Genomic DNA, 25,198 nt, shown 5'->3' with positions numbered 1-25,198 from the left:
CATTGCGGACGGGGAAAGTTAGGGCATGACGATAGAAATTGCGCTGGTGTTGGGCATCGCCCTGGTGGCCATAGTGCTGTTCGCAACCGAGAAATTGCGCATCGACGCAGTGGCGCTGCTGGTGCTCTCCGGCCTGGCCATTCTCGGGCTGGTCAATCCTGGGCAGGCGCTGAGCGGTTTCAGCAACCAGGCCACGATCACGGTGGCGGCGATGTTCATCCTGGCCGCGGGCCTGCAGAACAGTGGCGCACTGTCGGGCATCGGACGCCTGCTCGGCCAGGCCAAATCACCTTTCCTGTTTCTGCTCACGCTGTTTGGCGTGCTCGCCGTGGTGGCCCCCTTCGTCAACAATACCGCGGTGGTCGCGGTGTTCATGCCCATCGTGCTGGCGGCGACCGCCAGCATCGGCATGTCCGCCTCCAAGGCATTGATCCCACTGTCCTATGTGTCCCAGATGGCCGGCGTCTGTACCCTGGTCGGCACGTCGACCAACCTGCTGGTCAATGCCATGGCCCGGGATCTGGGGCACCCCGGTTTCAGCATGTTCGAGTTCACCCCGCTGGGGGTGATCTGCATGGCAGTCGGCTGCCTGTACCTGCTGACCTTTGGTCGCTGGCTGCTGCCGGAAACCCGCGCCACCGAACTGGTCGATCACTACGAGCTGGGCAAGTACATCACCGAACTGCGCGTGATGCCCGAGTCCTCGCTGATCGGCACCTCGGTCGGCGAAGCCAAGCTGGGCGAGGAATTCGGCGTCTTCATTCTCGAGCTGTTGCGCGGCGATGAGAAGGTCTGGTCGCCCCGGTCACAGACCCTGGAGGAAGGCGACATACTGCTGGCCCGTGGCGACTGGTCGCAACTGGATGAGTTGAAGAACAAGACCGGCCTGGAAATCGATTCGGAGTTCAAGCTCAAGGCCCGCAACCTCGAGGAAGGTACCCAGCAGGTGCTGACCGAGGTCATGGTTGCGCCACGCTCACGGGTGATCGGCAGCACCCTGGCCATGCTTGACCGGCGTTGGCAGCACAACGCCACTGTGCTGGCCATCCACCGGCGCGGGCAGGTCTTGCGCGACAAGCTCAAGGACGTGCGGTTGAACGTAGGTGACGTGCTGTTGATGCTGACCCCGGAAACCGAGATGCCGGCGCTGCGCCAGGACTCCAACGTGATCGTCCTCAGCCAGCGCGATGCCGAGCGTCCGGTTGGCTGGCGGGCGCCCTTCGCCCTGGTCACCATGGCTCTGGTGATCGGCATCTCGGCCATCGGCTGGGCGCCGATCGCGATCACGTCGTTGATCGGTGCGGTGGCGATGACCCTGGCGGGTTGTCTGGAAGCGGATGAGGTGTATGACGCCATCGACTGGCGCATCATCATTCTGCTGGCCGGCTTGCTGCCGCTGGGTATCGCCATGAGCCAGAGCGGTGCGGCGGAATTCATCGTCGCCAACAGCATCGGCCTGGTCAGTTCATCCGGTCCGCTGGTGGTACTGGCGGTGCTCTATCTGATGGCGCTGCTGCTGACCGAGTTCATGAGCAATGCCGCGGCTGCGGTGCTGCTCACCCCGATCGGCATGTCCACTGCCAATATGCTGGGGGTGGACCAGACGCCCTTCCTGATCGCCGTGACCTTCGCCGCTTCCACCAGCTTCGCCACGCCGGTGGGCTATCAGACCAATACCATGGTCTACAGCGCCGGCGGCTACAAGTTCACCGACTTCATCAAGGTGGGCCTGCCGCTGAACCTGATCTTCTGGGTGCTGGGGGTGATCTTCATTCCGGTGTTCTGGCCGTTCTGAGCAGGCTCTATCGCTGGGGCGGTATGGAGTAGGTTCCCACCACGTGGGCCACTGGCTCCTCCATCCCTTCCGAGAACAGAGATACCTCACCAACCACCAGCGTCCGGCCAACCTTGATCAGCTTGCACTCGCCGATGATCCTGGCGGCGGATGACGGTTTGCGCAGAAAGTTGATGGTGAGGCTGGTGGTGACCGCCAGCGGTACTATCCCGATCTCGCCCAGAATGGCCACATACAGCGCAACGTCGGCCACGCTCATGAGGACCGGGCCGGAGACCGTCCCTCCTGGACGCAGCTCGTCAGCCCCCACATCGTGCGATACGGTCGCGCCGCGATCTCCCACCGCTTCAACCTTGCACTTGCTCTGCGGAAACTCCGCAGCCATGAATGCAGCAACTTCAGCTTTGCTGGCTGACATGAAGCAACCTCCTTGAACCTGACAGGCAATCAGTCTGGCCAGATATCCGTTTCAGGATCAACCGCCACCGAAGGCCGGATACCTGATGCCGTGCGCGAAAAACGCGGCGCCGGGGCGCTGTGCAACACGCCGTCGATCTTCTGCCAGGTCTGCCGCGCTGCCAGGTGCGGGTGCTCATCAGCCTCCTCCAGTCCCAGCACCGGGGCGAAGCAGGCATCGCTGCCCTCCAGCAGCTCGCACCATTCATCCCGTGTACGCTGGGCGAACAGCCGCGCCCAGAGCTCGCGCTGTTCAAGCTGCTGCTCGGCGCTCCCGGCCTGCTCCCGCAACGCCTCACCGGCGCCGCTGCGCTGCACCAGCTCTCGGTAGAATGCCGGCTCCAATGCACCCACGGCAATCTGCCGGCCATCGGCGCACAGGTAACAGCGGTACCAGGGCGTCGCGCCGCCGAGCAGGTTATGCCCCTGGCGCATATCGATCCGTCCGCTGGGCAGCAGACCACTGAAAAAGGACATCAGCGAGGCGGTACCGTCCACTATCGCGGCATCCACCACCTGGCCCTTGCCGGAGCGCTCGCGCTCCAGCAGTGCCGCCAGAACACCCACGGTGAGGAACATCGAACCACCACCGAAATCCCCGACCAGGTTCAGCGGCGGCAGCGCCTCCCCTTCGGTTCGCCCCATCGCGGCCAACGCCCCGGTCAGGGCGATATAGTTGATGTCATGCCCGGCGGTCTGCGCCAGCGGACCGGTCTGTCCCCAGCCGGTCATGCGTCCGTAGACCAGCCGCGGATTGAGTGCGGCCAATGCGTCCGGACCCAGCCCAAGCCGCTCCATCACCCCGGGGCGAAAGCCCTCGATCAGCACGTCGGCGCGCCGGGCCAGCTCCAGGCAGCGCTGGCGGCCGGCATCGCTGCGGATATCCAGGGTAATGCAGGTGCGCCCGCGGTCGACCACCGGGTTGGGCCAGCCATTGCCGCCGGGACGCTCGATGCGCAGCACCTCGGCGCCCATGTCCGCCAGTTGCATGGCGCAGTGCGGCCCGGGGCCGATACCAGCGAACTCCAGTACCCGCAGCCCGGCCAGCGGCCCGCCGGCGGTTTCCATTGTGTTCATCAACAGCCTCTCATCGGATAACGGGTTGTCGAGCACCTGCTCAACGACAAATCTCTCAGCCTGCCGAGAGCTGGCGTAGCGCAGGCGCGCTACACCCCCAGGTTTGCCATCCCATCACGCCTGAGCCTGAAGTTGCTGCTGATCGGCCAGATGATTGTAGTAGCGATCGCGCAGTACCTTCTTGTCGATCTTGCCGGTCGCGGTCAGCGGAATCACATCGATGATCATGTCGTCAGGCATCCACCACTTGACGATCTTGTCTTCCAGATGTGCCTGCATGGCTTCCCGGGTCACCTCAGCATCCGCATGCGGTTCGATGATCAACAATGGCCGCTCTTCCCACTTCGGGTGATATACGCCAATCACCGCCGCCAGACGCACACCGGGGCAGGCCACGGCGGCATTCTCGATATCAATCGAGCTGACCCATTCGCCGCCGGATTTGATCACGTCCTTGGTGCGGTCGGTAATACGCATGAAGCCATTTTCATCCAGCGTGGCGATATCGCCGGTATCGAACCAGCCATCGGCATCCAGTGCGCTGGTGTCGCTGCGGAAATAGCGCTCGACCGTCCAGGGCCCGCGTACCATCAGGGTACCGGCGCTCTTGCCGTCGACCGGCAGGCGCTTGCCCTGCTCGTCCACCACCTTCAGTTCGATGCCATATTGCAGACGGCCCTGGCGACTCCAGATCACATCGTTGACCGCCTCCTCGCCCAGTTCGGCCAGTTTCGGCGTCGGCGTGGCCACCACGCCCAACGGACTGGTCTCGGTCATGCCCCACAACTGACGCACGGCAACCCCGTACTTGTTCTGGTACTTCTCGGCCATGGCCCGGGGCACGGCCGAGCCGCCGATGATCAGGTGGGTCAGCTTGCCGGCATCCTCACCGGTGTTCTCCAGGTGATCCAGGTACATGGTCCAGATGGTCGGCACCCCGCCGGAGAAGGTTACCCCTTCGTTCTGGATCAATTCCTGCAGGCTCTGGCCGTCCATCTTGTCGCAGGGCAGCACGAACTTGCAGCCGTTGATCGCCGCCGCGAAGGGCACACCCCAAGCAGTACCGTGGTACAGCGAGGAACAGGGCATGATGCAATCGAAGGCGGAGAAGTTGAAGGCACTGCCCAGTCCGGCGGCCAGCGCATGCAGGACGATCGAGCGGTGGCTGTAGAGCACGCCCTTGGGGTTGCCGGTGGTGCCGGAGGTATAGCAGAGAATGGCGCCAGCATTCTCGTCGAAGCTCGGCCAGTCCTGCAGCGACGCTTCCTGGGCCAGCAGTTGCTCATAGCCGTGCAGCTCGATGCCCGGCATGTCCGGCAGATCGCCGTCGGCGAGCATGATGAAGTGACGGATATTGCTCAGCTGCGGCAGCAGGCGCAGTACCAGATCGGCAAAGTTGCGCTCGAACAGCAGCACCGAACTGCCGGCATGGTTGATGGTGTAGGCGATCTGTTCATCCGACAACCGCGGGTTGCCGGTGTGCAACACCGCACCGGTCCCCGGCACGGCGAAGAACAGTTCGTAATGCCGGTGGGTGTTCCAGGCCAGCGTCGAAACGAAGTCCCCCGGCCCGATGCCCAGCCGCTTGATCATGTTCGCCGCGCGGCCGGCACGCTCGGCCAGGCCGACATAGTTGTAGCGCCACAGCGGCTCTTCCACCAGCCGGGAGACGATTTCACGGTCGCCATGGGCGGCGGCCGCATGTTGCAGAATGCTGCTGATCATCAGGGGGAATTGCTGCATGCTGCCAGATTGAAAAGTCTGCATTGTTCTGTTCCTTGTTTTTGTTATCAAACCGCGTGGCACTCGCGGATCGTTGCCGCCGGTGCCTTGATTGTCCTGCTGCGCGGGGCTTACTGCTCGCCGAGATTGCGGGCAATCACCAACCGCTGAATATCGCTGGTGCCTTCGTATATCTGACACACCCGCACGTCACGGTAGATGCGCTCCAGCGGGAAATCCTTCAGATAGCCATAACCACCCAGGGTCTGGATCGCCGCCGAGCAGACCTTTTCGGCCATTTCCGAGGCGAACAGCTTGGCCATCGAGGCCTCGACCAGTGCCGGCTGGCCGGCATCGCGCAGGGCCGCGGCGTGGTGCACCATCTGCCGGGCCACGGCAATCTGCGTGGCCATGTCGGCCAGGCGGAAGGCCACCGCCTGATGCTCGGTCAGCACCTTGCCGAAGGCTTCACGTTCGCGGGCATAATCACGCGCCGCCTCGAACGCCGCCCGTGCCATACCCACCGCCTGGGCAGCGATACCGATGCGCCCACCTTCCAGGTTGGCCAGGGCAATCCGATAGCCTTCACCCTCCTCGCCCAGGCGGTTGGCCAGTGGCACCCGCAGGCCATCGAAGGCGATCTGGCAGGTATCCGAGGCATGCTGGCCGAGCTTGTCCTCGACCCGTACCACTTCATAGCCGGGGCTGTCGGTGGGCACGATAAAGGCGCTGATGCCCTTCTTGCCAGCATCCGCATCGGTCACCGCGAACACGATCACGGTGCCCGCCTCACGGCCCGAGGTAATGAACTGCTTGGCGCCGTCCAGCACATAGCTGTCGCCATCGCGCCGCGCACGGGTGCGCAGGGAACCGGCGTCGGAGCCGGCATGCGGCTCGGTCAGGGCGAAGGCGCCGATCTGCTCACCCGTGGCCAGCGGCGGCAGGAAGCGGCGCTTCTGCTCGTCGCTGCCAAAGCGCAGGATAGGCGCACAACCCACCGAGTTATGCACACTCATGATGGTCGAGCAGGCGCCATCGCCGGCGGCGATCTCTTCCAGTGCCAGGGCATAGGTCAGGTAACCGGTATCGCAACCGCCCCACTGCTCCGGCACCAGCATGCCGAGAAAGCCCAGCTGGCCCATCTCCGCCAGCGCCTCGGCGGGAAACCGGTGATCCCGGTCCCAGTCGGCGGCAAACGGCAGCAGCCGCTCCTGGGCGAACTGGCGGGCTACCCCGGCGATCTCGCGTTGTTCGTCGGTCAGCAGCATATCTGTTTCCTCAATCGATCAGTTCGATGGCCATGGCCGTGGCTTCGCCACCGCCGATGCAGATGGCCGCCACACCCCGGCGCAGGCGTCGGGCCCGCAAGGCACCCAGCAGGGTGACCAGAATCCGCGCACCCGAGGCGCCGATGGGATGGCCCAGGGCGCAGGCGCCGCCATGCACGTTGACCCGCTGCGGGTCCAGTCCCAGCTCACGTACCGCAACCATACTGACCACGGCAAAGGCCTCGTTGATCTCGAACAGATCGACCTCGTCCAGCGACCAGCCGGTGCGTTCCTGCAACTGTCGAATGGCACCGATCGGTGCCACCGGGAACAGGCCCGGCTCATCGGCAAAGGCCGCATGGCCACGAATCGCCGCCAGTGGCCGCAGCCCGCGACGCAGCGCCTCGGACTGGCGCATCAGCAGCAGCGCCGCGGCCCCATCGGAAATCGAGCTGGAGTTGGCCGCGGTCACCGTGCCGCCGTCGCGGAAGGCCGGCTTCAGGCCGGGGATGCGGCTCGGATCGACCTTCAGTGGCGTCTCATCCACTTGCATCTGTACCGCCCGACGCCCGACCTGGGCGCTGACGGGGGTCAGTTCCTCGGCAAACAGCCCCTGCGCAATGGCATGCTGTGCCCGCTGCACCGATTGCAAAGCCCAGGCGTCCTGTTCTTCGCGGCTGAAACCATGGCTCTGGGCACAGTCTTCAGCGAAGGTGCCCATCAGGCGGCCCTTGTCATAGGCGTCCTCGAGGCCATCGAGGAACATGTGATCGAGCATGCGGCCATGCCCCATGCGCAGGCCCTGGCGAGCGCCATCCAGCAGGTAGGGGGCATTCGACATGCTCTCCATGCCACCCGCCACCACCACATCGATACTGCCGGCCAGCAACCGGTCATGGGCGATGATCGCCGCCTGCATGCCCGAGCCGCACATCTTGTTCAGCGTGGTGCACACCGTGGATTTGGCCAGCCCGGCAGCCAGCGCCGCCTGACGCGCCGGCGCCTGCCCCAGCCCGGCGGGCAACACGCAGCCCATCAGCACCTCCTGCACCGCCTCGGCGGGCAGGCCGCTGCGCTCGACCGCGGCGCGAATCGCCGCCGCGCCCAGCTGCGGCGAAGGTATCCCGGCCAACTCACCCTGCAGCGCGCCCATGGGGGTGCGTGCGCTACCAACAATGACTATCGGATCCTGTTGCATGTGAGCCTCCTCAGCGTGCCGCCATGCGCAGCGCGCCGTCGAGACGGATCACTTCGCCATTGAGCATGGGGTTTTCGATGATATGGCGCACCAGCGCCGCGTATTCCCCGGGCAGGCCCAGGCGTGGCGGAAAGGGTACATCCCGCGCCAGCGAGTCACGCACCTCCTGGGTCATGCCGGCCATCATCGGCGTTTCGAAGATGCCCGGGGCGATGGTCATCACCCGAATGCCGTGACGCGCCAGTTCCCGCGCCGCCGGCAGGGTCATGCTGACCACGCCGCCCTTGGAGGCAGCATAGGCGGCCTGGCCGATCTGACCATCATAGGCGGCCACCGAGGCGGTATTGATGATCACCCCGCGCTCGCCCTGCCCATTGGCTTCGCCCTCGGCCATCACTTCGCTGACCAGGCGCAGCATATTGAAACTGCCCAGCAGGTTGACCCGCAGCGCCCGCTCGAAACTCGGCAGGCCGTGGGGACCATTGCGGCCGAGAATCCTTTCCCCGGGGGCAATCCCGGCGCAATTGATCAGGCCGTGCAACTGGCCTAGATCCCGCCGGGCCGCCGCTACCGCTTCAGCGGCCTGCTGCTCATCGGCAATATCGGCGACATAGGCCCGAGCGTGATCGCCCAGTTCAGCGACGCGCTGCTGCAGGGCATCGCCATTGAGGTCGACCAATGCCACCCGGGCTCCGGCCTCGACCAGCATGGTGGCAGCCGCCGCGCCCAGGCCCGAGGCACCACCGGTGATCATGAAAGTATGGTTGTTCAGTTGCATGAAAGCTCCTGGCTCGGGCCAGCACACGACCCGTCAGATTGTTATGCAACCATTCTGGTGTCCTGCCGCCAGGCCGGGCAATGGTCGTTTGTTTCAAACTGCCTGACTGTTTTGGACACTGTTACCAGTATGGTCGGTCTGCAGGTCCGCTCCACACTGTTGACAGCTGGAGCGGCCGGAATGCGGATCAGAAGCTCACGAACATGAGCAGTTGGGCATACAGGTTATCGCCGCGCCCTCCCAGTTGCGTACCGCCTTCGACCGCCGACTTGTCCGGACTGAACAGCCCGACTAGCGGGATCAGGGTGACATGGTCGGACACGGCCCATTCCGCATAGATATCCAGTTCCTGACCAGACATGTCCCCATCGGCGGTATCGCGGGTGGAGAAGTCGAAGGCCGCCACACCGAGGCTCAGGTCCTCCCGGGGACTCAACAGCAGACCCAGGTGATGGACCTTGGCATTGCTGCTGAATGGCCCACCATAGTTGGCCGCCACCTCACCCTGATACCAGGTGCCGAAGCCCCGGGTAAAGCCATAGAACAATGGATCGTAGCCAGAGGAGAACTGGCTGTAACGGTAGGTCAGCGCCGGTTGCCAGGCCCGTTCGGTAAAGGTCCAGCCCCCTTCCAGATACCAGGCATTTTCAGTCCCGGAGGAGAAACGCTGGTGGGCGTATTCCGCCGACAGGAACAGCTGCTCCACGCCGGCGTTACCCTGCCCGCGCGCACTGTAGACCTTCATCCCGTCGCGCTCTTCCAGCCCCAGCGCCTCGGCATAACGCCGGCTCACATCCAGCCCCTTGATGGCACTCAAACCGAAGGTGGCCTTGTCGCCAACATGCTCCAGGTTGGCGATCGCCAGTTCCATATCGGCCTGGAAGTGGTTATCCGACTCCAGCCACATCAGATCGCCGCGCCAGCCTTCGACGCCGCCCAGACTGACCACCGCGGTACGATCAAAGGCAGTACGGCCGCCCAGGTAATAGCCGCCGCCACGATCGAATTCATCGCCGAGACCCCGCCCCATGCTGACCATGTCGGCGCCAAGAATGAAGCCATCGCCCAGGGTGACGCTCTGCCGGCCAGCGGACAGCACCACGCCATCCTCCCCCAGTGCCGAGAACAGTTGCGCGGAACTCCAGCGCAACCAGGCCTGCTCCAGCTCCGTCTCGCGCTCACTGCCGTTGGAAAAGCCAGCCGCGTCACCATCGCCCCAGGTGCCGGAGCTCAACGCGGTAAGCGCACCCTCCCAGCGCCCCATTCGGCTGCTGTAGCCGAAGCTGATGCCATACTCCAGGTAGGCCTCGCGCCAGGACACGTCGGAAGGATCGGTAGCGCCATCGATGTTGTAGCGCTTGTCGCTGTGGAAGATGCCGGCAGCCCCATTGATATCCAGGTTCAGATAACCATCGGCAGTGGAGATCAGCTCATGGGCACAGGCGTCAAACGCCAGGCCAAGACCCAGAATGGCAGGCAGCAGCGAGCGCCGCCCAGAAATATGATCGGTACGCATGATGAACCTCTCGTTGTTATTGGATTGGGATGCCGCTCCGGGTGACGGAGCGGCCAGGCATCACCGGATGAAAATCTGTGGTGTGGTGGTCGACATATCCCCGCCCGGCAGGGTGATGCTGCCGATCTTGTTCAGGGTCTCGGGATCATGGATGCCGATATCATTGAAGGTACCGGCCAGATACAGCTTGTCCCCGGCATGGTTGAATGCCAGTACATAGTAGGTGTGATCCAGCTCCTGGGAGGCCAGCAGCTTCTGGGTGGCTATGTCGTACTTGGTCAGACGGTTGAGAACCGCATACATGGCACTCGGGTCCTTCGGCGAGCGCGCGCCAGTGAAATACACCTCGGTGACTGGAGCGAAGTCCTGGGTTTCCATCTCGCCGGTCTCCAGGTTGATATTGTAGAAACCGAACATGAACTCCGCGGTATCCATATCCTCCGTCTCATCGGTGAACTTGGGCGCCGCGTAGAGGATGGTGAAATCCCGGCTGACCTGCTGCTTGGGCCAGAGATACAGCACGTCGGGCTGGCCGTAGCCCTTGCGCTCCCAGTCACGCACGCCGATGGCGACTTCACGCTCGCCGGTCTGCACGTCGATCCGGTAGATATTGTCCGCAGCCAGATACAGCGAACCGTCATCCGCGGCCTGCATCAGATAGGACTGGCGCGGTGCAGGGAACATGCGGATCGGCTTGGCATCGAGCCCGGCATCGGTACTGTACACCTGCAGCCGCGGGTCACCCACGACGTAGTGATCCAGGTTCTTCTGCGACGGGTTGGCCACGGTGTAGAGCTCCTTGCCATCAGCGCTGACGGCAAAGGAGTACATCGACCGCGCCAGCTCCCCCGGGGCCTGTGCCAGGACGGCGCGGAAGGACATATCGCAGCTGTCCAGCTCGATGCCATAGAGGGTGGTGTAACGGTTGCTCAGCACATAGGCGCGGGATTTGTCCGGGCTGACGATAGCCGTCCCAGGTCCGAACTGGTCCGGCAGGTCGCAGCTCTTGTACACCTCGTCGGTGGCCACATCGATCACATGCAGGTTGTTGGGGTAGTTGGTCACCACCATGTATTCCTGGCCGGATTGCAGCACTCGACCGGCATTATCGGCCAGGGCTGGCGCTGTCATAACCGCTGTCATCACCGCGCCAGCCACTAACATCTTGTTGTTTTTCTTGAACATATCGAAATCCTCTAGCCCCAGGCTCACTTGTCTGTGGGGAAAACCGTATCCAGTTTGCGCCAGTCCATGCTGGAGTCGGCAGCGCCCTTGTTCCAGTCGGGGTGGGTGCTCATCAGGTCGGGGACCTGGGCCGGCCACCAGCAGGGGTCCGCGCAGCCGTACAGGTCCGCTTCCATCGGCTGGCAGAGTCCGGTGACGCCACCGAACACGTCCGTTTCCCAACCCGGATCGACCGTACTGGTACAGCCAACGGTGGCGTTCATGGCCAGCACTTCCTCGACCCGATCCTGTGCGACGGCCTGCTCGAGCGTGCGCGCTTTATTGTTAATGGCTTTGAGATGTTTCATATCAGTGCACCTTCCGCGGAACGATATGGCGGGTAATGAAATCGGGATTGCTGCTCATGATCCTGGCGTAGACTTCGATACCGAAATCCACCCAGTCGCGCAGCAGCTCACAGTAGTGGTAGTTGGGATGTTGCGGATCACCGTACTTGGAGTAGCTTTCGTGATAGCAACCACCCGAACACAGGTTGCGAATGCGGCAGGTCTGGCAACCGGTATTGCTGCGATCCAGGCGATCCGACAGGAATTGCGTCAGCGAGGCATTGTCCACTTCGCCATGCACGTTGCCGAAGGTGGGCAACGAGGAGCCGGTAAAGCGGTGACACAGATTCAACTCGCCCTTGTAATCCACTGCCAGCATCTTCAGGCCGGCTCCGCAGGGCAGCGACTTCTTGTGCCCCTCGTGGATATCGGTCAGCAGCTGATGGAGGTTGGAGAAGCCGATGTTCTCGCCCTTGAGTGCTGCATCCAGATAGCGCCGGCCCAGTGCCTTGAAGTTGGCGAACAGGGTTATCAGCTCCTCTCCGGTAAGGTTGAAGCTGCTGATATCCCCCGAGGTCACCGGGGCGAAACCCACCTCGGCGAAACCCAGCTCATTGATCAGGTGATCCCAGATCGCCTCGACCTCGGTGGTGCCCCGGGTCAGGGTAACCCTGGCGCCCACCGGTCGGCTGTCGTAGCGCGACAGCAACATCTGCGCCTTGCGCCGAACCACGTCGTAGGTGCCCTGGCCGCTGACCGTGATGCGGTTCTTGTCGTGGATGGCCTTGGGCCCGTCCATGCTGATCGACAGGCCAAAGCGGTGCCGGTTGAGATAATCGACGATGTCTTCGGTGAGCATGGTGGCATTGGTGGTCATGATGAAGTCCACCTGCTTGCCCAGTTCAGCGAAACGCCGCTCGCAATAATCCACCATGTACTCGATCAATGGACGATTGCTCAATGGTTCGCCACCGAAGAACACCACCGAATAGCGCTCCTCCTCCGGCGATTGCTCCAGCAGCATCTCTACCGAGGCAATGGCGGTTTCCGCCGACATGCGTTTACCGGCAGAGGGCTTGTCCAGGTCCTCCTTGTAGCAGTAGGTACAGCTGAGATTGCAACCCGTGTTGACGTTGAGCACCACGGTATTCAGTGCGGTCTTGCTGACGCCGCCGGTAAACACATCCCCGGTAAGCGGCGAGCCATCGCTCACCACCTCCAGCGTCAGCAGGTCCTTGAGCGCCTCGTCAATGTCCTGGGCCGGAAAACGCCCCGCCAACGCCGTCTGGATGTGCTCGCGGGAATCCGCGCCACTGCGCAAGGCCCCAAGAATGCTGGTCGTCAGCTCATCCTGGGTAAACAGCGAACTCGTTGGAATGTGAAACAGCATCTGTTCGGCATCGATCTGCACCTGGTGCAGGTTGTGCTCGACAATATTCAGTTTGATACCCATGGGACCACCTCGCTGAGTCTGTTGATTCCGTTTACATCGGAGCCGCCTATCCTCACGGGATCGGCGGTATCACCCAGCGCTGGACGCCGACTATCATCTGACCTTCGCCGGTCACGGCCTGGCCATCCTCCTCAACCGTAGCCAGCACTTTCAGGTTGCCTACGTTGTTGGCCATCATCGGACGTTGGGGGTTGGGACCCGCATCACCCGGTATGAACACCCCAGTCTCCCTGTCCATGACACCGGCGAACTTGACGTCCTCGAGCTGCTCGGCCTCTTCGTCGAATGGCTCCACCGACCAGGTCGCCGGGACAAAGCCTATCCGGTAGGGCGTCTTGCCATCCTCGCTGAGGCCCCAGGCCTCGGCGTCAAACCGGCCTTCGACCTTCTCCGTCGGGCTGCCGTTGCCGCCAATCCGGGCTACTGCATAATCCGGCACCACACGCACTTCGCTGATCTGCCGGTAGACCGCCAGGGTCGTGCCATTGGCCTCGCCAACCGCCACTTCCCGCACACCCACCGGCGCATCGGCCGCGACCCGCACCTGTACCCGCATCCGGTCCGCCGAGCTGTCCAGCACCTTGAGGACCTCGATGCCCGCGCCCAGCTGCGGCGTGCCGTTCAGCCCGCTGCCGATCAATGTCAGCTCCTGTTCCTGGCCCACCTTCACGTAGCCTGGCTGCACCGCCAGCAGAGTGGGTGCGGTTTCGGCAACCGCGTGGAAGTCCAGACCACGTTCGTCACGGTCACGCTCGAACATGCGGCCGGTCATCTCGTTGTCCACCACACTGAACACCTGACGCAGGATGGTCCCGTCGATGTCGACGTTGGCACGCCATTCATGGCCGTTGTGCAGCAGTGCGGTACCGCTGCCGGTGAACGGCTCACCGTTGGCGTAGCGTCCATCCAGCTTGATCTCGAAACTGTCGTCGCCGACATAGTTGGCCGTCATGCTACCGGCCACCTCCCCCTTGCCGGTATAGTGCCCGCGGAACACCCAGCGGCTGGCCAGGCTTTCCGCGCTCGGACGCTGTTCCATCCATTGGAACCAGGCTTCACTTTCCAGCGGGAAACGCTTGGCCAGATGGGGAACGGTTTCGTTCAAGGCAATGTTCAGCCAGTCACGATCGCGACTGAGGGCCTGATATTCCAGCGCCGGCCAGTGACCAAGGTGGAAGTTCACCAGGTGGTGCCACTCCTGCTCGGTGCGCCCCTGCATGGCCACGCGCCCGCCCGAGTGGCAGCGCACGCACATTTCACCCAGCTGGGGGTCTTCCATCAGCGTCTCCTGCTGGTTGAGGCGACGCTCCAGCGCATAGCGATAGTCTGCGGTTTCGGAGGGGGCCATGCCCTGCCTGTCGGCCAGATACTTGACCAGGGTGCGCCGCTCTTCATCGGTAAGGGGGACGTCATGGGCGGTCTGCATGCGGGCAATGGTCATCAGCCAGCCCTCGGGTGTTTTGCGCTGATGACTGATCCGGCTGTACTTGTCGCCGCCCTCTGCCTGGTGGCAGGCCACGCAGCGTGTGGCCAGGAGCTCCTCAGCCGATGCCGGGTCCGCCGCCTGTGCCGTGCCATGCAGGAGCAACGATAGCCCCAGCAGCCCTCCCATTAGCCCTTGCCTCAAGAGTCTTGTTTTCATCGGGTCATGCCCTCCCACGGTGTCTTCTTATGATATTTATTCTTCAGCTTCGGCTCGCCCAACCCGGATGCGGGGAACCTGCCGTGCTTACTCCCTCCAAGCAAGGCTCATGCCATTCACATAAAACTCATTTAAATCAATAACATAGAAAAAACATTGGCGTAACCTGCTCCCCTGTCTACCTCATATTGTCTTATTGCGCGACAACATGATCTCACTCTGTGACACATACCCTGCGCGCCAGGCTTGTCAGCGCGGCATGTAGCACCGCGTCTCAGGATTGTTTCACTTTGCGACACTCCTGAAGCACGCCACTGCCCCCCTTCTACGCGCCGATGCATGGGCGCCTTAGCCACCAGGGGCCGTGTGCGCTCTTGGCACAGAGGTTGCACCTGTGGTTGGGACTCTAAACATCAGAGAGAGAGAACAAGATGACTGATGCATTTCCCCTCCACCCAAAAACCCGGGAGTTTCTCAACCGCCGCTGCAGCATGCTGATAGGAGGCGAGTGGACTGCCGGTGAGCAGGACCAGACCATGGCGTTGCTGAACCCGGCAACCGCCACTCATCTGGTCGATGTACCGAAGGGGACGCCCGGCGATATTGATCGCGCCGTACAACAGGCGCGTCTGGCCTTCGATAATTCAAGCTGGAGCAGCATGCGGCCACGGGAGCGGCAGAATCTGCTGCTCAAGCTGGCTGACCTGCTCGAACGCGATGCGGACATCCTGGCCGAACTGGAATGCCTGAATAACGGCAAGAGCGCGCAGATGGCCCGCGCAGTGGATGTGCAGCTGTGCATCGACTTCTTCCGCTATATGGCGGGCTGGGCGACCAAGATAACCGGCACCACGGTAAACCCGTCGGTACCGCTGATGCCTGACGCTCAATTTCATGGTTACATCGCCCGCGAGCCGGTGGGTGTGGTGGGTGCCATCGTGGCCTGGAACTTCCCCCTGCTCCTGGCCTGCTGGAAAATCGGCCCGGCCCTGGCCACCGGCTGCACCGTGGTCCTCAAGCCAGCCGATGAAACCCCGCTGACCGCCCTCAAGCTGGCCGAGCTGGTGCAGGAGGCAGGTTATCCCCCGGGCGTGCTCAATGTGGTGACCGGGATCGGCGCCGAAGTCGGTGCCGCGCTGGCAGCACACCCGGACATCGACAAGATCACCTTCACCGGCTCCACTCCGGTTGGCAAGCTGATCGGCAAGGCGGCGCTGGAGTCCATGACCCGTATCACCCTGGAACTGGGCGGCAAGTCGCCCACCATCGTGCTCGATGATATGGACCCGATGGAGGCTGCGGTGGGTGCAGCCAATGCCATCTTCTTCAATCAGGGCCAGGTCTGTTGTGCCGGTTCCCGCCTGTACGTCCAACGCCGTCAGTTCGACCGGGTCATGGCGGAGATATGCGATATCGCCAATGGCATGAAGCTGGGTAACGGGCTGGACAGCAGCGTGGACATGGGCCCGCTGATCTCCGCCAGGCAGCAGGCCCGGGTGGACGGCTATATCGAAATGGGCCGGGAGCTGGGTGCCACCATCGCCTGTGGCGGCAGCTCTGCGGGGCCGGGCTTCTTTGTCCGCCCGACGCTGATCACCGATGTGGATCAGAAGTGCCCGCTGGTCCAGGAGGAAATCTTCGGTCCGGTGCTGGTGGCCCAGCCCTTCGACGACATTGAGGATGCAATACGTCTGGCCAATGACAGCCCCTTTGGTCTGGGTGCCAGCATCTGGTCCAACAACCTGAGCCAGGTCCACCGCATGATCCCACGGATCAGGGCGGGCTCGGTGTGGGTCAACTGCCATACCGCACTGGACCCGGCTCTGCCGTTCGGCGGCTACAAGATGTCCGGGATCGGGCGGGAAATGGGCGAGGCAGCGATCGAGCACTACACCGAGTCGAAATCAGTGCTCATCAAGGTGTGACGCTGCGGCCGGATACGCCGGTATCCGGCCCATAACCCAAGGTCTGCAGCCACCCGGCAACCGCCCCCCGCTGGGCAGGCTGCAGCTGCGCCAGCACCTGCTCCCAGGATTGCTCACGCAGGGCTTCCACCACCGGCGCCAGCTCCACGCCGTTCAGATGCCAGATGCCCAACGGCTGATCCGGGGTAATCACCACCCGCGCCTGACTGATCCGATCCCCTGCGACCACCGGCGCCCAGTCGGTGGTTACCGCCTCCGGGGTCACCGGCATATGGGTCTGGCGATCGTCCGGCCAGCGCTGGCGCTCCCTCCAGAACGACTGTTCCGGGGCAGCCTCCACCTGTGCATAGAAATCCCGGCCCAGGCGGGCGAAGCGGTAAAACAGCTCGGTTACCCGGCGACGATGAAAGGCCTGCGCCAACGGCGCATCGGCCGGGTACTGCAGCACCGTATTGATCACCGCCGGTGCCTGCAGCGCAGAGGACAGCGACTGGAAAATGCCATTGCCCGAGAGCGGATCCACGGCCATTGCCGCATCCCCGACCCGTATGGTCCTGTCGCCACACAGGTCCGAAGCCAGGGTGCAGGTTGAACTGCGCGCGCGCAGCTCCACCGCTGCGCCGGGATCTTCAGCGAAGAACTCCGCCGCCAGTTGGGTTGCAGCCCGCCGCTCGGCGCACCAGGCGGTCAATTGCGCCCTGCCCGGCATCGCCATATGCCGCGCATCCAGCGTCCATTGCCAGTACTGCTCGCCATTGGGCAGCCGCGCCAACCAGCACCAGCCGGAATCCAGGCTTTCCGCCGCGCTGGCCGCCTCCCCTGCCTGCCCACGCCACCGGCACAACAGGCTGAGCGTTTCCGGCCCCCGGGCGGCCTCCGCGGACTGCGGAGCCTGGCGCCCGCGGGCATCGACCACGAAGTCCACATCGAGGTCGCCGGCACCATCAAGCGCCAGCGACAGCTGATCGGGGTGCACCTGATGCACCGCCAATACCCGCGCCTCGATCACCTCGATATCGGCCTGGTGAAGATCGTCGCGCAGCGCCCGGTCAAAGACCGGCCGCTCCAGCAACCATTCCCGATTACGCAGGCTGCGCTGTCCCGCCCAGAGGACCTGGCGGTTCGGCGCCGGAATGGCGGCCTCGCTGGCGCGCCGCAGGCCGATACCGCGCAGCGCCTGCAATACCCGCTCGGAGGTACCTTCGATGGCGTTGAAACGCCGCCAGTCGCTGATCACCGTTACCTGGTAGCCGAGCCGCACCAGTCCCAGCGCAGCAGCAGCACCGGCAGGGCCGGCTCCCAGAACGGCTATCCGTTTCTTTCGCATAGAGGCTCCCTGCGCTGTGGGCCGGTACGACTGGCCTGCTGCCTGAAATACCCGAGCACCTGCTCTGCCTTCCACTCCGGCCGGGTTGACCAGAGCGAAGCGAGCAGGCCGCTGAAACGGGCACAAGCCATGGACGCTCCGCCCTCGCTGCCCTTGCCGACCGTCGCGCCGAACTCGGCCATCTCACCCTGCAACCAGCTCCATTCCCCCGGCTGGCAGCGAGCATCCCCGGTGACCGCGACCACCCCAGGGTAACTGGCGGGATAGACCGGTTGGCCCATGGCCGGGCTGGATGCACACAGGATCACACCGCGGCTGACAGCCTGGTCGCAGGCATCACGCAGCGCAGGACGGTCGGCATGCAATCCAAGGCTGCAATTGATCAGTTCCACCCGCTGTTCGAGCAACCACAGCAGTGCGGCTGTCAGTTGCGCCGCGGTGGTCGCCGCGCGCTGGCCGAACACCTGCGCTACCACCAGCTCGGCGGTGGGCGCCTGCGCCAACAGGATACGAGTGACCACACTGCCGTGCCCCAGATGGTCATCTTCGAGCGCCTGGCCGAGCACACCCTGCTGCCCCATGACAAAGGCCCGGCCCGCCTGCAACCGAGGCCAGTGCTGCCGGTGCAATCCGCTATCGATGATGCCCACCCTCAACCTGGTACTCCTTCCAACGGGCTGGCTGCCGTGACGCTCAGACGCCCATCGAGCAGTTGGTAATGCAGGTCCGCGTCATCGGCGATGCCCGGCCGATGACTGATGACAATACGCGTGCGCCCAGCGAAGAGGGCATCAATCTCCTGGATGATGGCCTGCTCGGTGCGCACATCCACCGCCGAGGTCGCCTCATCCAGCACCAGCACATCGGGATCCTGCAACAGCGCCCGGGCAATCGCTATGCGCTGGCGCTGACCTCCCGACAACTGCTGGCCACGTTCACTCAACTGGGCATCGAGGCCTTCCGGCAGGCTGGCCACCAGTTCCTCCAGATGGGCCTGCCTCACCACCTGCTCGATCTGCTCCAGGGTGGCATCCGGCGCCCCGTAGCGCAGGTTATCGGCGAGCGAGGCGCGGAACAGGACGATATCCTGACTGACCACCGCCAGCCGCTTGCGATAGCCGCTCAGGTTCAGTTGACGGATATCCACGCCCCCGTAGCTGATATATCCCCGATCCGGGTCATAGAAGCGCTGCAGCAGATCGATCAGGGTCGACTTGCCGCTGCCGGACGGACCGGACAGGACGATCTTCCTGCCCACCGGGAAGCGCGCGGAGCCGCTTTCGATAATGACCTGCTGTCGCTCGGTATGCTGGAAGGAGACATCATGCAGCACCAGCTCGGCGGGCGCCGCCGGCAGCGGCAGGGGGCTGTCGGCAACAGCGATCTCGGGCTTCTCGTCACGCAGCTCGGTAACGCGGGTCAGGCTGACCGCCATGCGCTGCACCGCGACATACAGGCCCAGCAGGCTCTGCGCCGGGCCAACCACCATCCCCAGGTAGGTTGCGAAAGCGATCAGCGACCCCAGTTGCCACTGACCGCTGATGACCCAATAGCCGCCGATCAGGAAGGCCAGCGCCCGGGTGATCGAGGTCATGGTGCTGGGAATGGCGTTGGTGAAGAATTCCACAACCTGCAAGCGCAGCAACTGCTGCAGATACCCCTGCCCCAGCCCGTGCAGGCGATCCGCTTCATGGCGCTGGCGACCAACCGCCTGGACGAACTTGATTGCCGGCAGCGTTTCAACCAGGAATGAGGACATGTCGCTGGAGCGCTCCCGCAGCGTACGGGTCTCGTCGGCCACCTTGCGGCGCATCCAGCGCAGCCAGAGCATTTCCAGCGGGACCAGGATCGCCACCAGCAGCGCCAGCTTCCATGACAGCATCACCAGCATGACGGTCGCGCCTATCAGGCCGATGATGCTGGAGGTGGCGGAAAACAGCGCGTCGATGGCAAAGCGCTGGATCTCGGCGATATCGCCATCGAGACGGCTGAGCAGATCCCCCATGCGGCGCCGACCGAAGAAACGTGGCGACAGCTGCTGCAGATGTCCGTACACATCCTCACGCAGGGCGAACAGCACGCGCCCCGATAACCGTGTATGCAGATAGCGGTTGATGCCCGACAGCAGCGTTGCCACCGTGGTGGCGACGATCATGCCCAGCACTATCATCACCAATAACGGGAAATCGCCGGCCAGCAAGCCGTCATCGATCAGCAGCTTGGTCAGCCACGGCTGCATCAACACCAGCAACGAAGCCGATATCGACAGCACCATGAGACCGAGAATGGCCTTCAACTGCGGGCGTACGAAGCTGTACAGCCAGCGCAGGCCACTGCGCACCGCGTCCGACGGCTCGCTGCTGACCAGTCGCGATACCAGGCCGACCAGCATCAGCCAGCCTGCTTCAGTTTTCGATACAGGGTCGCGCGGCTGATGCCGAGCATGCGGGCCGCGGCGGACACATTGCCATCGTGCTCGGCCAGCGCCTGGCGGATGAGTTCCTGCTCCCTGACCCTGATATTGGTGTCCGGCACCGACGCCTCTTCGGCGATCAGTTCCTCCATCGTGGTGGCCGGCAGGTGCTCCAGCCCCAGTTCCCGGTCTTCCGGAAGCCGCATGGCCAGCAGGGTGCGCAGCACCATTTCCAGCTGGCGGATATTACCTGGCCAGTGGTAGCCCTCGAACAGCTGCAGCAGCTCCTCGGCAAGCGTCACCTCGCCGCCGCCCAGGCGGCGCAACACGGAACAGCACAGCTCGCGCAGGTCCTTGCGTTCGCGCAGCGGCGGCAGATGCACGGACATGCCATTGATCCTGTAGTAGAGATCCTCGCGGAAGTCGCCCTCGGTCACCAGGGATTTGACCTGACGGTGGGTGGCGCAGATCAGGTTGATATCCAGGTCCTGCTCGACGCCCGCACCCAGGGGAGCCACCTTGCGCTCCTGCAGTACCCGCAGCAAACGCGCCTGCAGCGCCAACGGCATATCGCCCACCTCATCGAGGAACAGGGTGCCGCCATGGGCCTGTTGCAGTCGCCCGGTCATGCCGCCGCGCCGTGCCCCGGTGAAGGCGCCATCCCGATAACCGAACAATTCGGACTCGATCAGCCCCTCCGGGATAGCCGCGCAGTTGACCGCGATGAAGGGCTTGTCCGCCCTGCGGCTGTTCTGGTGCAGCGCGCGGGCGACCCATTCCTTGCCCGAGCCGGTTTCACCCAGCAGCAGAATGGGCAGATCGTGGCGCAGGCCACGCACCGCCATGTTCAGTTCCCGCAGGTAACGCGGGTTGCTGCTGCCCGCCAGGGTTTCCAGACTGGGTGCGGTATTGCCCTTGCGTATCCCAGGTTGATGCACTGGCACTGACAGAGGCTCAGGCCGGTGCAGGGTCTTGTAGTAAAAATCACCACGCGGCGTCCGCAGACTGCCACCGACACCCCGCCGCAATTGCCCGAAGCGTTCCTGCCATCCCCGAACCAGGCTTTCGGCGGGTTGACCGACCAGTTGCTGGCGATCCATGCCGAAGAACTCGCAGGCACGCTCATTGACAGCCAGTATCCTGCCTTCCGGATCCAGTGCCAGCAGGCCCTGCCAGGCGGTATCCAGGTATTGCTGGCGCGGATGAAAAGCCACCACATACTGATGGCCGTATGAGCTGATGAACAGGCGGCTCTCGATCTGACTGGCGGTCATGTCCAGCAACAGCAGGCTGTCCTGGGCCTGCAGCGTCGGACCTTGACGAGTCAGGTCAAGCACACCTTCGATGGTGCCCTGGGGGTTGCGAATAGGCACAGCCGCACAGGAAAAGATGCTGAGCCGATCGAGGAAGTGTTCGCCATAGCCGATCATGGTCGGACGGTCCTCGACCAGGGCGGTGCCCAGGGCATTGGTACCCCGCTGCGCTTCGCTCCAGCAGACTCCGGGGTTGAGGTCACGCAACTCCCGCCACTTGCTGCTGCCCCCTTCGATGGCCAGTACCGTAGCCTGGGCATTCACCAGAATCAGCAGGCTGTCATTGCCGTGATGGCCGAGCCGGTCGGTCAGATGCTGCAAGGCGGGCTCGGCACAGTCCAGCAACATTCTATTGCTTTCATACAGGTCCTCGGCGCCGAGGGCGACCTGGTCAGCCCCGACCGGATCGGCATCCGGCTGCAGCCCGTAATCCATGCTGCGCTGCCAGGATGCGCGGATCGGTTCGCGCAGGATGAACTCGCCCGAACACCAACCCCGGTCGGCAAGCGACATTTCCCGAGCGCGGAAAATATCGATCAATCCAGGGTTGAGTCTTGTATTTACATGCATGGCTACCCCTCCGGAGTCTGGTTGCAGACCCTCTTATTATCGACGGATACGGACCTCGGCATGCCCGACCGCCTCGTGTTATGCAGCAATAATTGAGCCAGCTGTGGCGGGTCAGCCATCTACGCCATGAAGGCTGCTCTGCCCAACTGCCGCTGCGCTTTCAGCACCCACCGGGATCACATCCAACTGTTTCATATTAAGACAAAGTCTCATGAGACTGGACCGCTTTGCGACAGTTATCCACCTGGCAAGGCTTTTCCGGCCTATGCCTGACCTCAAGCCATTGATATAAAAATGATTTTCCAGTGTGGTACGGGCTTTGCTAGCTTGCTGGCAGATAAGAAGAACAATCCCGGAGGCTATTCATGCCCAACATATATGCCACTCTTCATAGGACCCGTTCCCAGAGTGTCAGGGAGGTCCTGCGATGAGGCTGCCCGTGAACCCGCCCTTTGCCGCCGCACTGGATTTCCTGCTCGCCAACCGCGAGGACTACGCCGCCGCATGCCAGGGCTTCAACTGGCCCAGGCCAACCCATTTCAACTGGGCGCTGGATCATTTCGATGCCATCGCCAGGGGTAATCAGCACCCGGCCCTGTGGCTGGTCAGTGCCGAGCAGGAACAGAAGCTGACCTTCGCGGAACTGGCACGTCGCTCGAACCAGACGGCCAACTTCCTGAGAGAGCAAGGCATTCGGCGGGGCGACCGGGTCCTGGTGATGCTGCCCAACCATATCGCCCTGTGGGAGATCATGCTGGGTTGCATGAAACTGGGGGCGGTCACCATTCCCTGCGCCACCCTGCTGGCGGATGATGATCTGGCCGACCGCATAGAGCGGGGTGGCGTGCGCCATATCGTGACCATGGCCGACAATGCCCAGCGCTTCGCCGCCTACCCGCAGATTCACACCCGCATCGCGGTGGATGGTCAATCCCGGGGCTGGACAAGCTTCGCGGACAGCCACCAGGCCAGCGAAGACTTTGTACCCGATGGCATGACCACCGCCGATGATCCCTTGCTGCTTTACTTCACCTCTGGCACCACATCCAAACCCAAGCTGGTAGTGCATAGCCACGCCAGTTATCCCATTGGCCATCTGTCCACCCTCTACTGGCTGGGGTTGAAGGCCGGGGATATCCACTACAACATCAGTTCGCCTGGCTGGGCCAAGCATGCATGGAGCTGTTTCTTCGCTCCCTTGACCGTTGGGGCCACCGTCTACAGCTACCAGTATGAGCGGTTCGATGCCAGGACCGTGCTGGATGAGATGGTGCGCTGCAGGGTCACCTCGCTGTGTGCCCCGCCCACCGTGTGGCGCATGCTGGTCCAGGAGGATCTGGCCAGCTACCCGGTCGCCCTGCGTGAACTGGTCGGTGCCGGCGAACCGCTCAATCCCGAGATAATAGAGCGCGTCCGCCACGCCTGGGGGCTGAACATCCGTGATGGTTATGGCCAGACGGAGACCACCGCGCAGATCGGCAACAGTCCGGGGCAGCCCCTGCGCAGCGGCTCCATGGGTCGCCCCTTACCGGGATACCGGATCGTGCTGCTCGACGCCAATGACCAGGAGGCCGACGAGGGGGAAATCGCTCTGGCTCTCGACCCGGCCCCCGCCAGCCTGACCAGCGGCTACGAAGGCGATCCCGAGCGTACCAGCGACGCACTGGGTGGCCGATACTACCGTACCGGTGATGTCGCAGTCCGCGACGAGGCCGGGTACTTCACCTATATCGGTCGCAGCGATGACGTCTTCAAATCCTCGGGCTATCGCATCAGCCCCTTCGAACTGGAAAGCGTGCTGATCGAACACCAGGCCGTTGCCGAGGCGGCCGTCATTCCGAGTCCCGACCCGGTGCGCTCATGTGTTCCCAAGGCCTTTATCATCCTGCGCCATGGCCATACCCCGAGCCCGGAACTGGCCGGCAACATCATCGCGTTCGCCCGTCAGCAACTGGCGCCCTACAAACGTGTCCGGCGTATCGAGTTCAGCGACCTGCCGAAAACCATCTCCGGCAAGATCCGCCGGGTGGAGCTGCGGGCCCAGGAGCAGGCCCGTACTCCCGGTTCCCGCGGCGACCTGGAATTCTGGGAGGAGGATTTCAGCGATGATTCTGCCTGACGGCAGCGGCCTGGCGAAGCGTCTGGCGATTCCCGTCCGCTCAATCGTCGCCGAGAATCAACTGGCGGTAGTGACCGGGATTGGTGCCGGTCCACTTGCGGAAGGCCTTGTAGAACGAGCTGACATCGGCAAACCCGAGCTGTTCGGCGATATCGGCATAGCTGATCGCCGAATCGGCCAGCCAGCGAGTCGCCTGCTCCTCCCGCAGGCTGTCCTTGATCGCCTGATACTGGACACCTTCGGCTGCCAGCCGGCGCCGCAGGGTCGACGGCGACATGCACAGCGATTGCGCCAGGGCATCGCTGGTTGGCCAGTCGATCGCCGGCAACGCACGCAGAGCGTTCTTGACCTGGCTGGCCAGGCTGTTGGCATCCCGGTAGCGAACCAGGATGTTGGCCGGTGCCTGGGCCAGGAAGCAGCGCAACTCGGCCTCACTGCGGCGGACCGGCAGGTCCAGCGCTTCGGCGGCGAAGATGACGCGGGTGGAGGACTGGCCAAAACGCAGGTTATCGGAAAACATCACCTGATAATCGGCTATATAGCCCGGCTCAGGGCAGCGCAACTCGACCGCCAGCAGGGGAATGCGCCGGCCCGCCAGCCAGCAGGCCAAGCCGTGCACGATCATCCAGTAGGTGAAATAGGCAAAGGGCCGCTGGGGCGGCTGCTCGCCCTCCAGCAGCACGATTTCCGCCAGGCTCCGGCTTCTGGCCAGACGCCCCTTGAAGTTCCCGAGCATCAGGCCGAGGAAGTTGAGGGTATGGATCAGCGCCTGCTCCACCGTCGGCTGGGTGATGCCGGTGCGGCAGAGAAAATTGAAACTGCCGAGCCGCAGCGGACGCGAGTCCATGGCGAAGAACTCATCGTCATAGGCGGCAGCCAGGCGCAGCCAGACAGTGCCGTACAGCTCGACCGGCACCCGATGGCCCGGCTCATCCAGCAGCACGCCGGGAAACCCGAGGCTTTCCAGCAGGGCTCCGGCATCCAGCCCGGGACGGGTGAACCCCAACAAGGCTTCCTTCAGCAGGCAAGCCGAAATCGTGTCTTTATGCATTATCGCCATAGCGGCCCCCTGCTCTGCTGCGCTGCAAAACCGCGGGATTCCGACTGGTCGGACC

19 protein-coding genes are annotated in these 25,198 nt (G+C 63.4%); 3 read left to right on the top strand and 16 right to left on the bottom strand.

Annotation, left to right across the window (positions count from 1 at the left end):
- Window positions 1-25: 25 nt before the first annotated feature.
- Window positions 26-1,795: an SLC13 family permease gene (locus CQ007_RS02240; RefSeq protein WP_105643273.1), complete on the top strand. Its 1,770-nt coding sequence runs from the start codon at window positions 26-28 to the stop codon at window positions 1,793-1,795.
- 7 nt (window positions 1,796-1,802) lie between these two features.
- Here the strand turns inward: CQ007_RS02240 and CQ007_RS02235 are convergent, their stop codons facing one another.
- From CQ007_RS02235 to peaA, 11 genes are all read right to left on the bottom strand, one after another.
- On the bottom strand, window positions 1,803-2,213 hold the full coding sequence (locus tag CQ007_RS02235) for a PaaI family thioesterase (protein WP_105643272.1): 411 nt from the start codon (window positions 2,211-2,213) through the stop codon (window positions 1,803-1,805).
- Window positions 2,214-2,242: 29 nt separating this feature from the next.
- Window positions 2,243-3,328 carry a CaiB/BaiF CoA-transferase family protein gene (locus CQ007_RS02230; protein ID WP_305888508.1) on the bottom strand — a complete coding sequence of 362 codons (1,086 nt, stop codon included), beginning with the start codon at window positions 3,326-3,328 and terminating at the stop codon, window positions 2,243-2,245.
- 114 nt (window positions 3,329-3,442) lie between these two features.
- On the bottom strand, window positions 3,443-5,071 hold the full coding sequence (locus CQ007_RS02225) for a long-chain fatty acid--CoA ligase (protein WP_105643363.1): 1,629 nt from the start codon (window positions 5,069-5,071) through the stop codon (window positions 3,443-3,445).
- A gap of 110 nt (window positions 5,072-5,181) precedes the next feature.
- The gene (locus tag CQ007_RS02220; protein ID WP_105643270.1) at window positions 5,182-6,318 is read right to left on the bottom strand and encodes an acyl-CoA dehydrogenase; all 1,137 of its coding nucleotides are present in this window, start codon (window positions 6,316-6,318) and stop codon (window positions 5,182-5,184) included.
- A gap of 10 nt (window positions 6,319-6,328) precedes the next feature.
- Complete coding sequence (locus CQ007_RS02215) at window positions 6,329-7,516, bottom strand: acetyl-CoA C-acyltransferase (RefSeq protein ID WP_105643269.1); 1,188 nt, start codon at window positions 7,514-7,516, stop codon at window positions 6,329-6,331.
- A gap of 10 nt (window positions 7,517-7,526) precedes the next feature.
- On the bottom strand, window positions 7,527-8,294 hold the full coding sequence (locus CQ007_RS02210; RefSeq protein ID WP_105643268.1) for an SDR family NAD(P)-dependent oxidoreductase: 768 nt from the start codon (window positions 8,292-8,294) through the stop codon (window positions 7,527-7,529).
- Between the two features lie 187 nt (window positions 8,295-8,481).
- A complete protein-coding gene (locus CQ007_RS02205; RefSeq protein WP_256582166.1) occupies window positions 8,482-9,810 on the bottom strand; it encodes an alginate export family protein in 1,329 nt (442 codons plus the stop codon).
- Window positions 9,811-9,870: 60 nt separating this feature from the next.
- Window positions 9,871-10,941 carry a quinohemoprotein amine dehydrogenase subunit beta gene (peaD, locus tag CQ007_RS02200; protein WP_256582165.1) on the bottom strand — a complete coding sequence of 357 codons (1,071 nt, stop codon included), beginning with the start codon at window positions 10,939-10,941 and terminating at the stop codon, window positions 9,871-9,873.
- Window positions 10,942-11,018: 77 nt separating this feature from the next.
- A complete protein-coding gene (gene qhpC, locus CQ007_RS02195; RefSeq protein ID WP_105643267.1) occupies window positions 11,019-11,342 on the bottom strand; it encodes a quinohemoprotein amine dehydrogenase subunit gamma in 324 nt (107 codons plus the stop codon).
- 1 nt (window position 11,343) lies between these two features.
- Complete coding sequence (gene peaB / locus CQ007_RS02190) at window positions 11,344-12,774, bottom strand: quinohemoprotein amine dehydrogenase maturation protein (protein ID WP_105643266.1); 1,431 nt, start codon at window positions 12,772-12,774, stop codon at window positions 11,344-11,346.
- Window positions 12,775-12,826: 52 nt separating this feature from the next.
- Window positions 12,827-14,416, bottom strand: a complete 1,590-nt coding sequence (peaA, locus tag CQ007_RS02185) for a quinohemoprotein amine dehydrogenase subunit alpha (RefSeq protein ID WP_105643265.1) — start codon at window positions 14,414-14,416, stop codon at window positions 12,827-12,829.
- Between the two features lie 431 nt (window positions 14,417-14,847).
- Here peaA and CQ007_RS02180 point away from each other — a divergent pair, with 431 nt between their 5' ends.
- The gene (locus CQ007_RS02180; protein ID WP_105643264.1) at window positions 14,848-16,341 is read left to right on the top strand and encodes an aldehyde dehydrogenase; all 1,494 of its coding nucleotides are present in this window, start codon (window positions 14,848-14,850) and stop codon (window positions 16,339-16,341) included.
- Here CQ007_RS02180 and CQ007_RS02175 read toward each other — a convergent pair.
- The 4 genes from CQ007_RS02175 to CQ007_RS02160 are packed head-to-tail and all read right to left on the bottom strand — an operon-like array spanning window position 16,331 to window position 21,964.
- Window positions 16,331-17,668 carry an NAD(P)/FAD-dependent oxidoreductase gene (locus CQ007_RS02175; protein WP_105643263.1) on the bottom strand — a complete coding sequence of 446 codons (1,338 nt, stop codon included), beginning with the start codon at window positions 17,666-17,668 and terminating at the stop codon, window positions 16,331-16,333. The genes CQ007_RS02180 and CQ007_RS02175 overlap by 11 nt on opposite strands.
- On the bottom strand, window positions 17,650-18,318 hold the full coding sequence (locus CQ007_RS02170; protein ID WP_256582180.1) for a S8 family serine peptidase: 669 nt from the start codon (window positions 18,316-18,318) through the stop codon (window positions 17,650-17,652). The genes CQ007_RS02175 and CQ007_RS02170 overlap by 19 nt, the downstream gene beginning before the upstream one ends.
- 2 nt (window positions 18,319-18,320) lie before the next feature.
- Window positions 18,321-20,060 carry an ABC transporter ATP-binding protein gene (locus tag CQ007_RS02165; RefSeq protein ID WP_105643261.1) on the bottom strand — a complete coding sequence of 580 codons (1,740 nt, stop codon included), beginning with the start codon at window positions 20,058-20,060 and terminating at the stop codon, window positions 18,321-18,323.
- On the bottom strand, window positions 20,060-21,964 hold the full coding sequence (locus CQ007_RS02160; RefSeq protein ID WP_371919776.1) for a sigma-54-dependent Fis family transcriptional regulator: 1,905 nt from the start codon (window positions 21,962-21,964) through the stop codon (window positions 20,060-20,062). The genes CQ007_RS02165 and CQ007_RS02160 overlap by 1 nt, the downstream gene beginning before the upstream one ends.
- 427 nt (window positions 21,965-22,391) lie before the next feature.
- On the opposite strand from CQ007_RS02160, the gene CQ007_RS02155 reads away from it, so the two are divergent.
- On the top strand, window positions 22,392-24,083 hold the full coding sequence (locus tag CQ007_RS02155; protein WP_105643259.1) for an AMP-binding protein: 1,692 nt from the start codon (window positions 22,392-22,394) through the stop codon (window positions 24,081-24,083).
- A 40-nt stretch (window positions 24,084-24,123) separates the two neighbouring features.
- On the opposite strand, the gene CQ007_RS02150 is transcribed toward CQ007_RS02155, so the two are convergent.
- Entirely contained in the window at window positions 24,124-25,143 is a 1,020-nt protein-coding gene (locus tag CQ007_RS02150) for an AraC family transcriptional regulator (RefSeq protein WP_105643258.1), read from the bottom strand.
- Window positions 25,144-25,198 lie beyond the last annotated feature (55 nt).

It is taken from the genome of Pseudomonas sp. MYb185 (assembly GCF_002979975.1).
Classification (GTDB): Bacteria; Pseudomonadota; Gammaproteobacteria; order Pseudomonadales; family Pseudomonadaceae; genus Halopseudomonas.
Note: the sequence above shows the minus strand (reverse complement) of the source record. Positions and strands in the feature narration are given on the sequence as shown.

Excerpts from the sequence above, each read along its gene's own strand:
- CQ007_RS02240 (WP_105643273.1), top strand. The coding sequence starts at position 26 with ATGACGATAGAAATTGCGCTGGTGTTGGGCATCGCCCTGGTGGCCATA.
- CQ007_RS02235 (WP_105643272.1), bottom strand. The coding sequence starts at position 2,213 with ATGTCAGCCAGCAAAGCTGAAGTTGCTGCATTCATGGCTGCGGAGTTT.
- CQ007_RS02230 (WP_305888508.1), bottom strand. The coding sequence starts at position 3,328 with ATGAACACAATGGAAACCGCCGGCGGGCCGCTGGCCGGGCTGCGGGTA.
- CQ007_RS02225 (WP_105643363.1), bottom strand. The coding sequence starts at position 5,071 with ATGCAGCAATTCCCCCTGATGATCAGCAGCATTCTGCAACATGCGGCC.
- CQ007_RS02220 (WP_105643270.1), bottom strand. The coding sequence starts at position 6,318 with ATGCTGCTGACCGACGAACAACGCGAGATCGCCGGGGTAGCCCGCCAG.
- CQ007_RS02215 (WP_105643269.1), bottom strand. The coding sequence starts at position 7,516 with ATGCAACAGGATCCGATAGTCATTGTTGGTAGCGCACGCACCCCCATG.
- CQ007_RS02210 (WP_105643268.1), bottom strand. The coding sequence starts at position 8,294 with ATGCAACTGAACAACCATACTTTCATGATCACCGGTGGTGCCTCGGGC.
- CQ007_RS02205 (WP_256582166.1), bottom strand. The coding sequence starts at position 9,810 with ATGCGTACCGATCATATTTCTGGGCGGCGCTCGCTGCTGCCTGCCATT.
- peaD (WP_256582165.1), bottom strand. The coding sequence starts at position 10,941 with ATGACAGCGCCAGCCCTGGCCGATAATGCCGGTCGAGTGCTGCAATCC.
- qhpC (WP_105643267.1), bottom strand. The coding sequence starts at position 11,342 with ATGAAACATCTCAAAGCCATTAACAATAAAGCGCGCACGCTCGAGCAG.
- peaB (WP_105643266.1), bottom strand. The coding sequence starts at position 12,774 with ATGGGTATCAAACTGAATATTGTCGAGCACAACCTGCACCAGGTGCAG.
- peaA (WP_105643265.1), bottom strand. The coding sequence starts at position 14,416 with ATGAAAACAAGACTCTTGAGGCAAGGGCTAATGGGAGGGCTGCTGGGG.
- CQ007_RS02180 (WP_105643264.1), top strand. The coding sequence starts at position 14,848 with ATGACTGATGCATTTCCCCTCCACCCAAAAACCCGGGAGTTTCTCAAC.
- CQ007_RS02175 (WP_105643263.1), bottom strand. The coding sequence starts at position 17,668 with ATGCGAAAGAAACGGATAGCCGTTCTGGGAGCCGGCCCTGCCGGTGCT.
- CQ007_RS02165 (WP_105643261.1), bottom strand. The coding sequence starts at position 20,060 with ATGCTGGTCGGCCTGGTATCGCGACTGGTCAGCAGCGAGCCGTCGGAC.
- CQ007_RS02160 (WP_371919776.1), bottom strand. The coding sequence starts at position 21,964 with ATGCATGTAAATACAAGACTCAACCCTGGATTGATCGATATTTTCCGC.
- CQ007_RS02155 (WP_105643259.1), top strand. The coding sequence starts at position 22,392 with ATGAGGCTGCCCGTGAACCCGCCCTTTGCCGCCGCACTGGATTTCCTG.
- CQ007_RS02150 (WP_105643258.1), bottom strand. The coding sequence starts at position 25,143 with ATGGCGATAATGCATAAAGACACGATTTCGGCTTGCCTGCTGAAGGAA.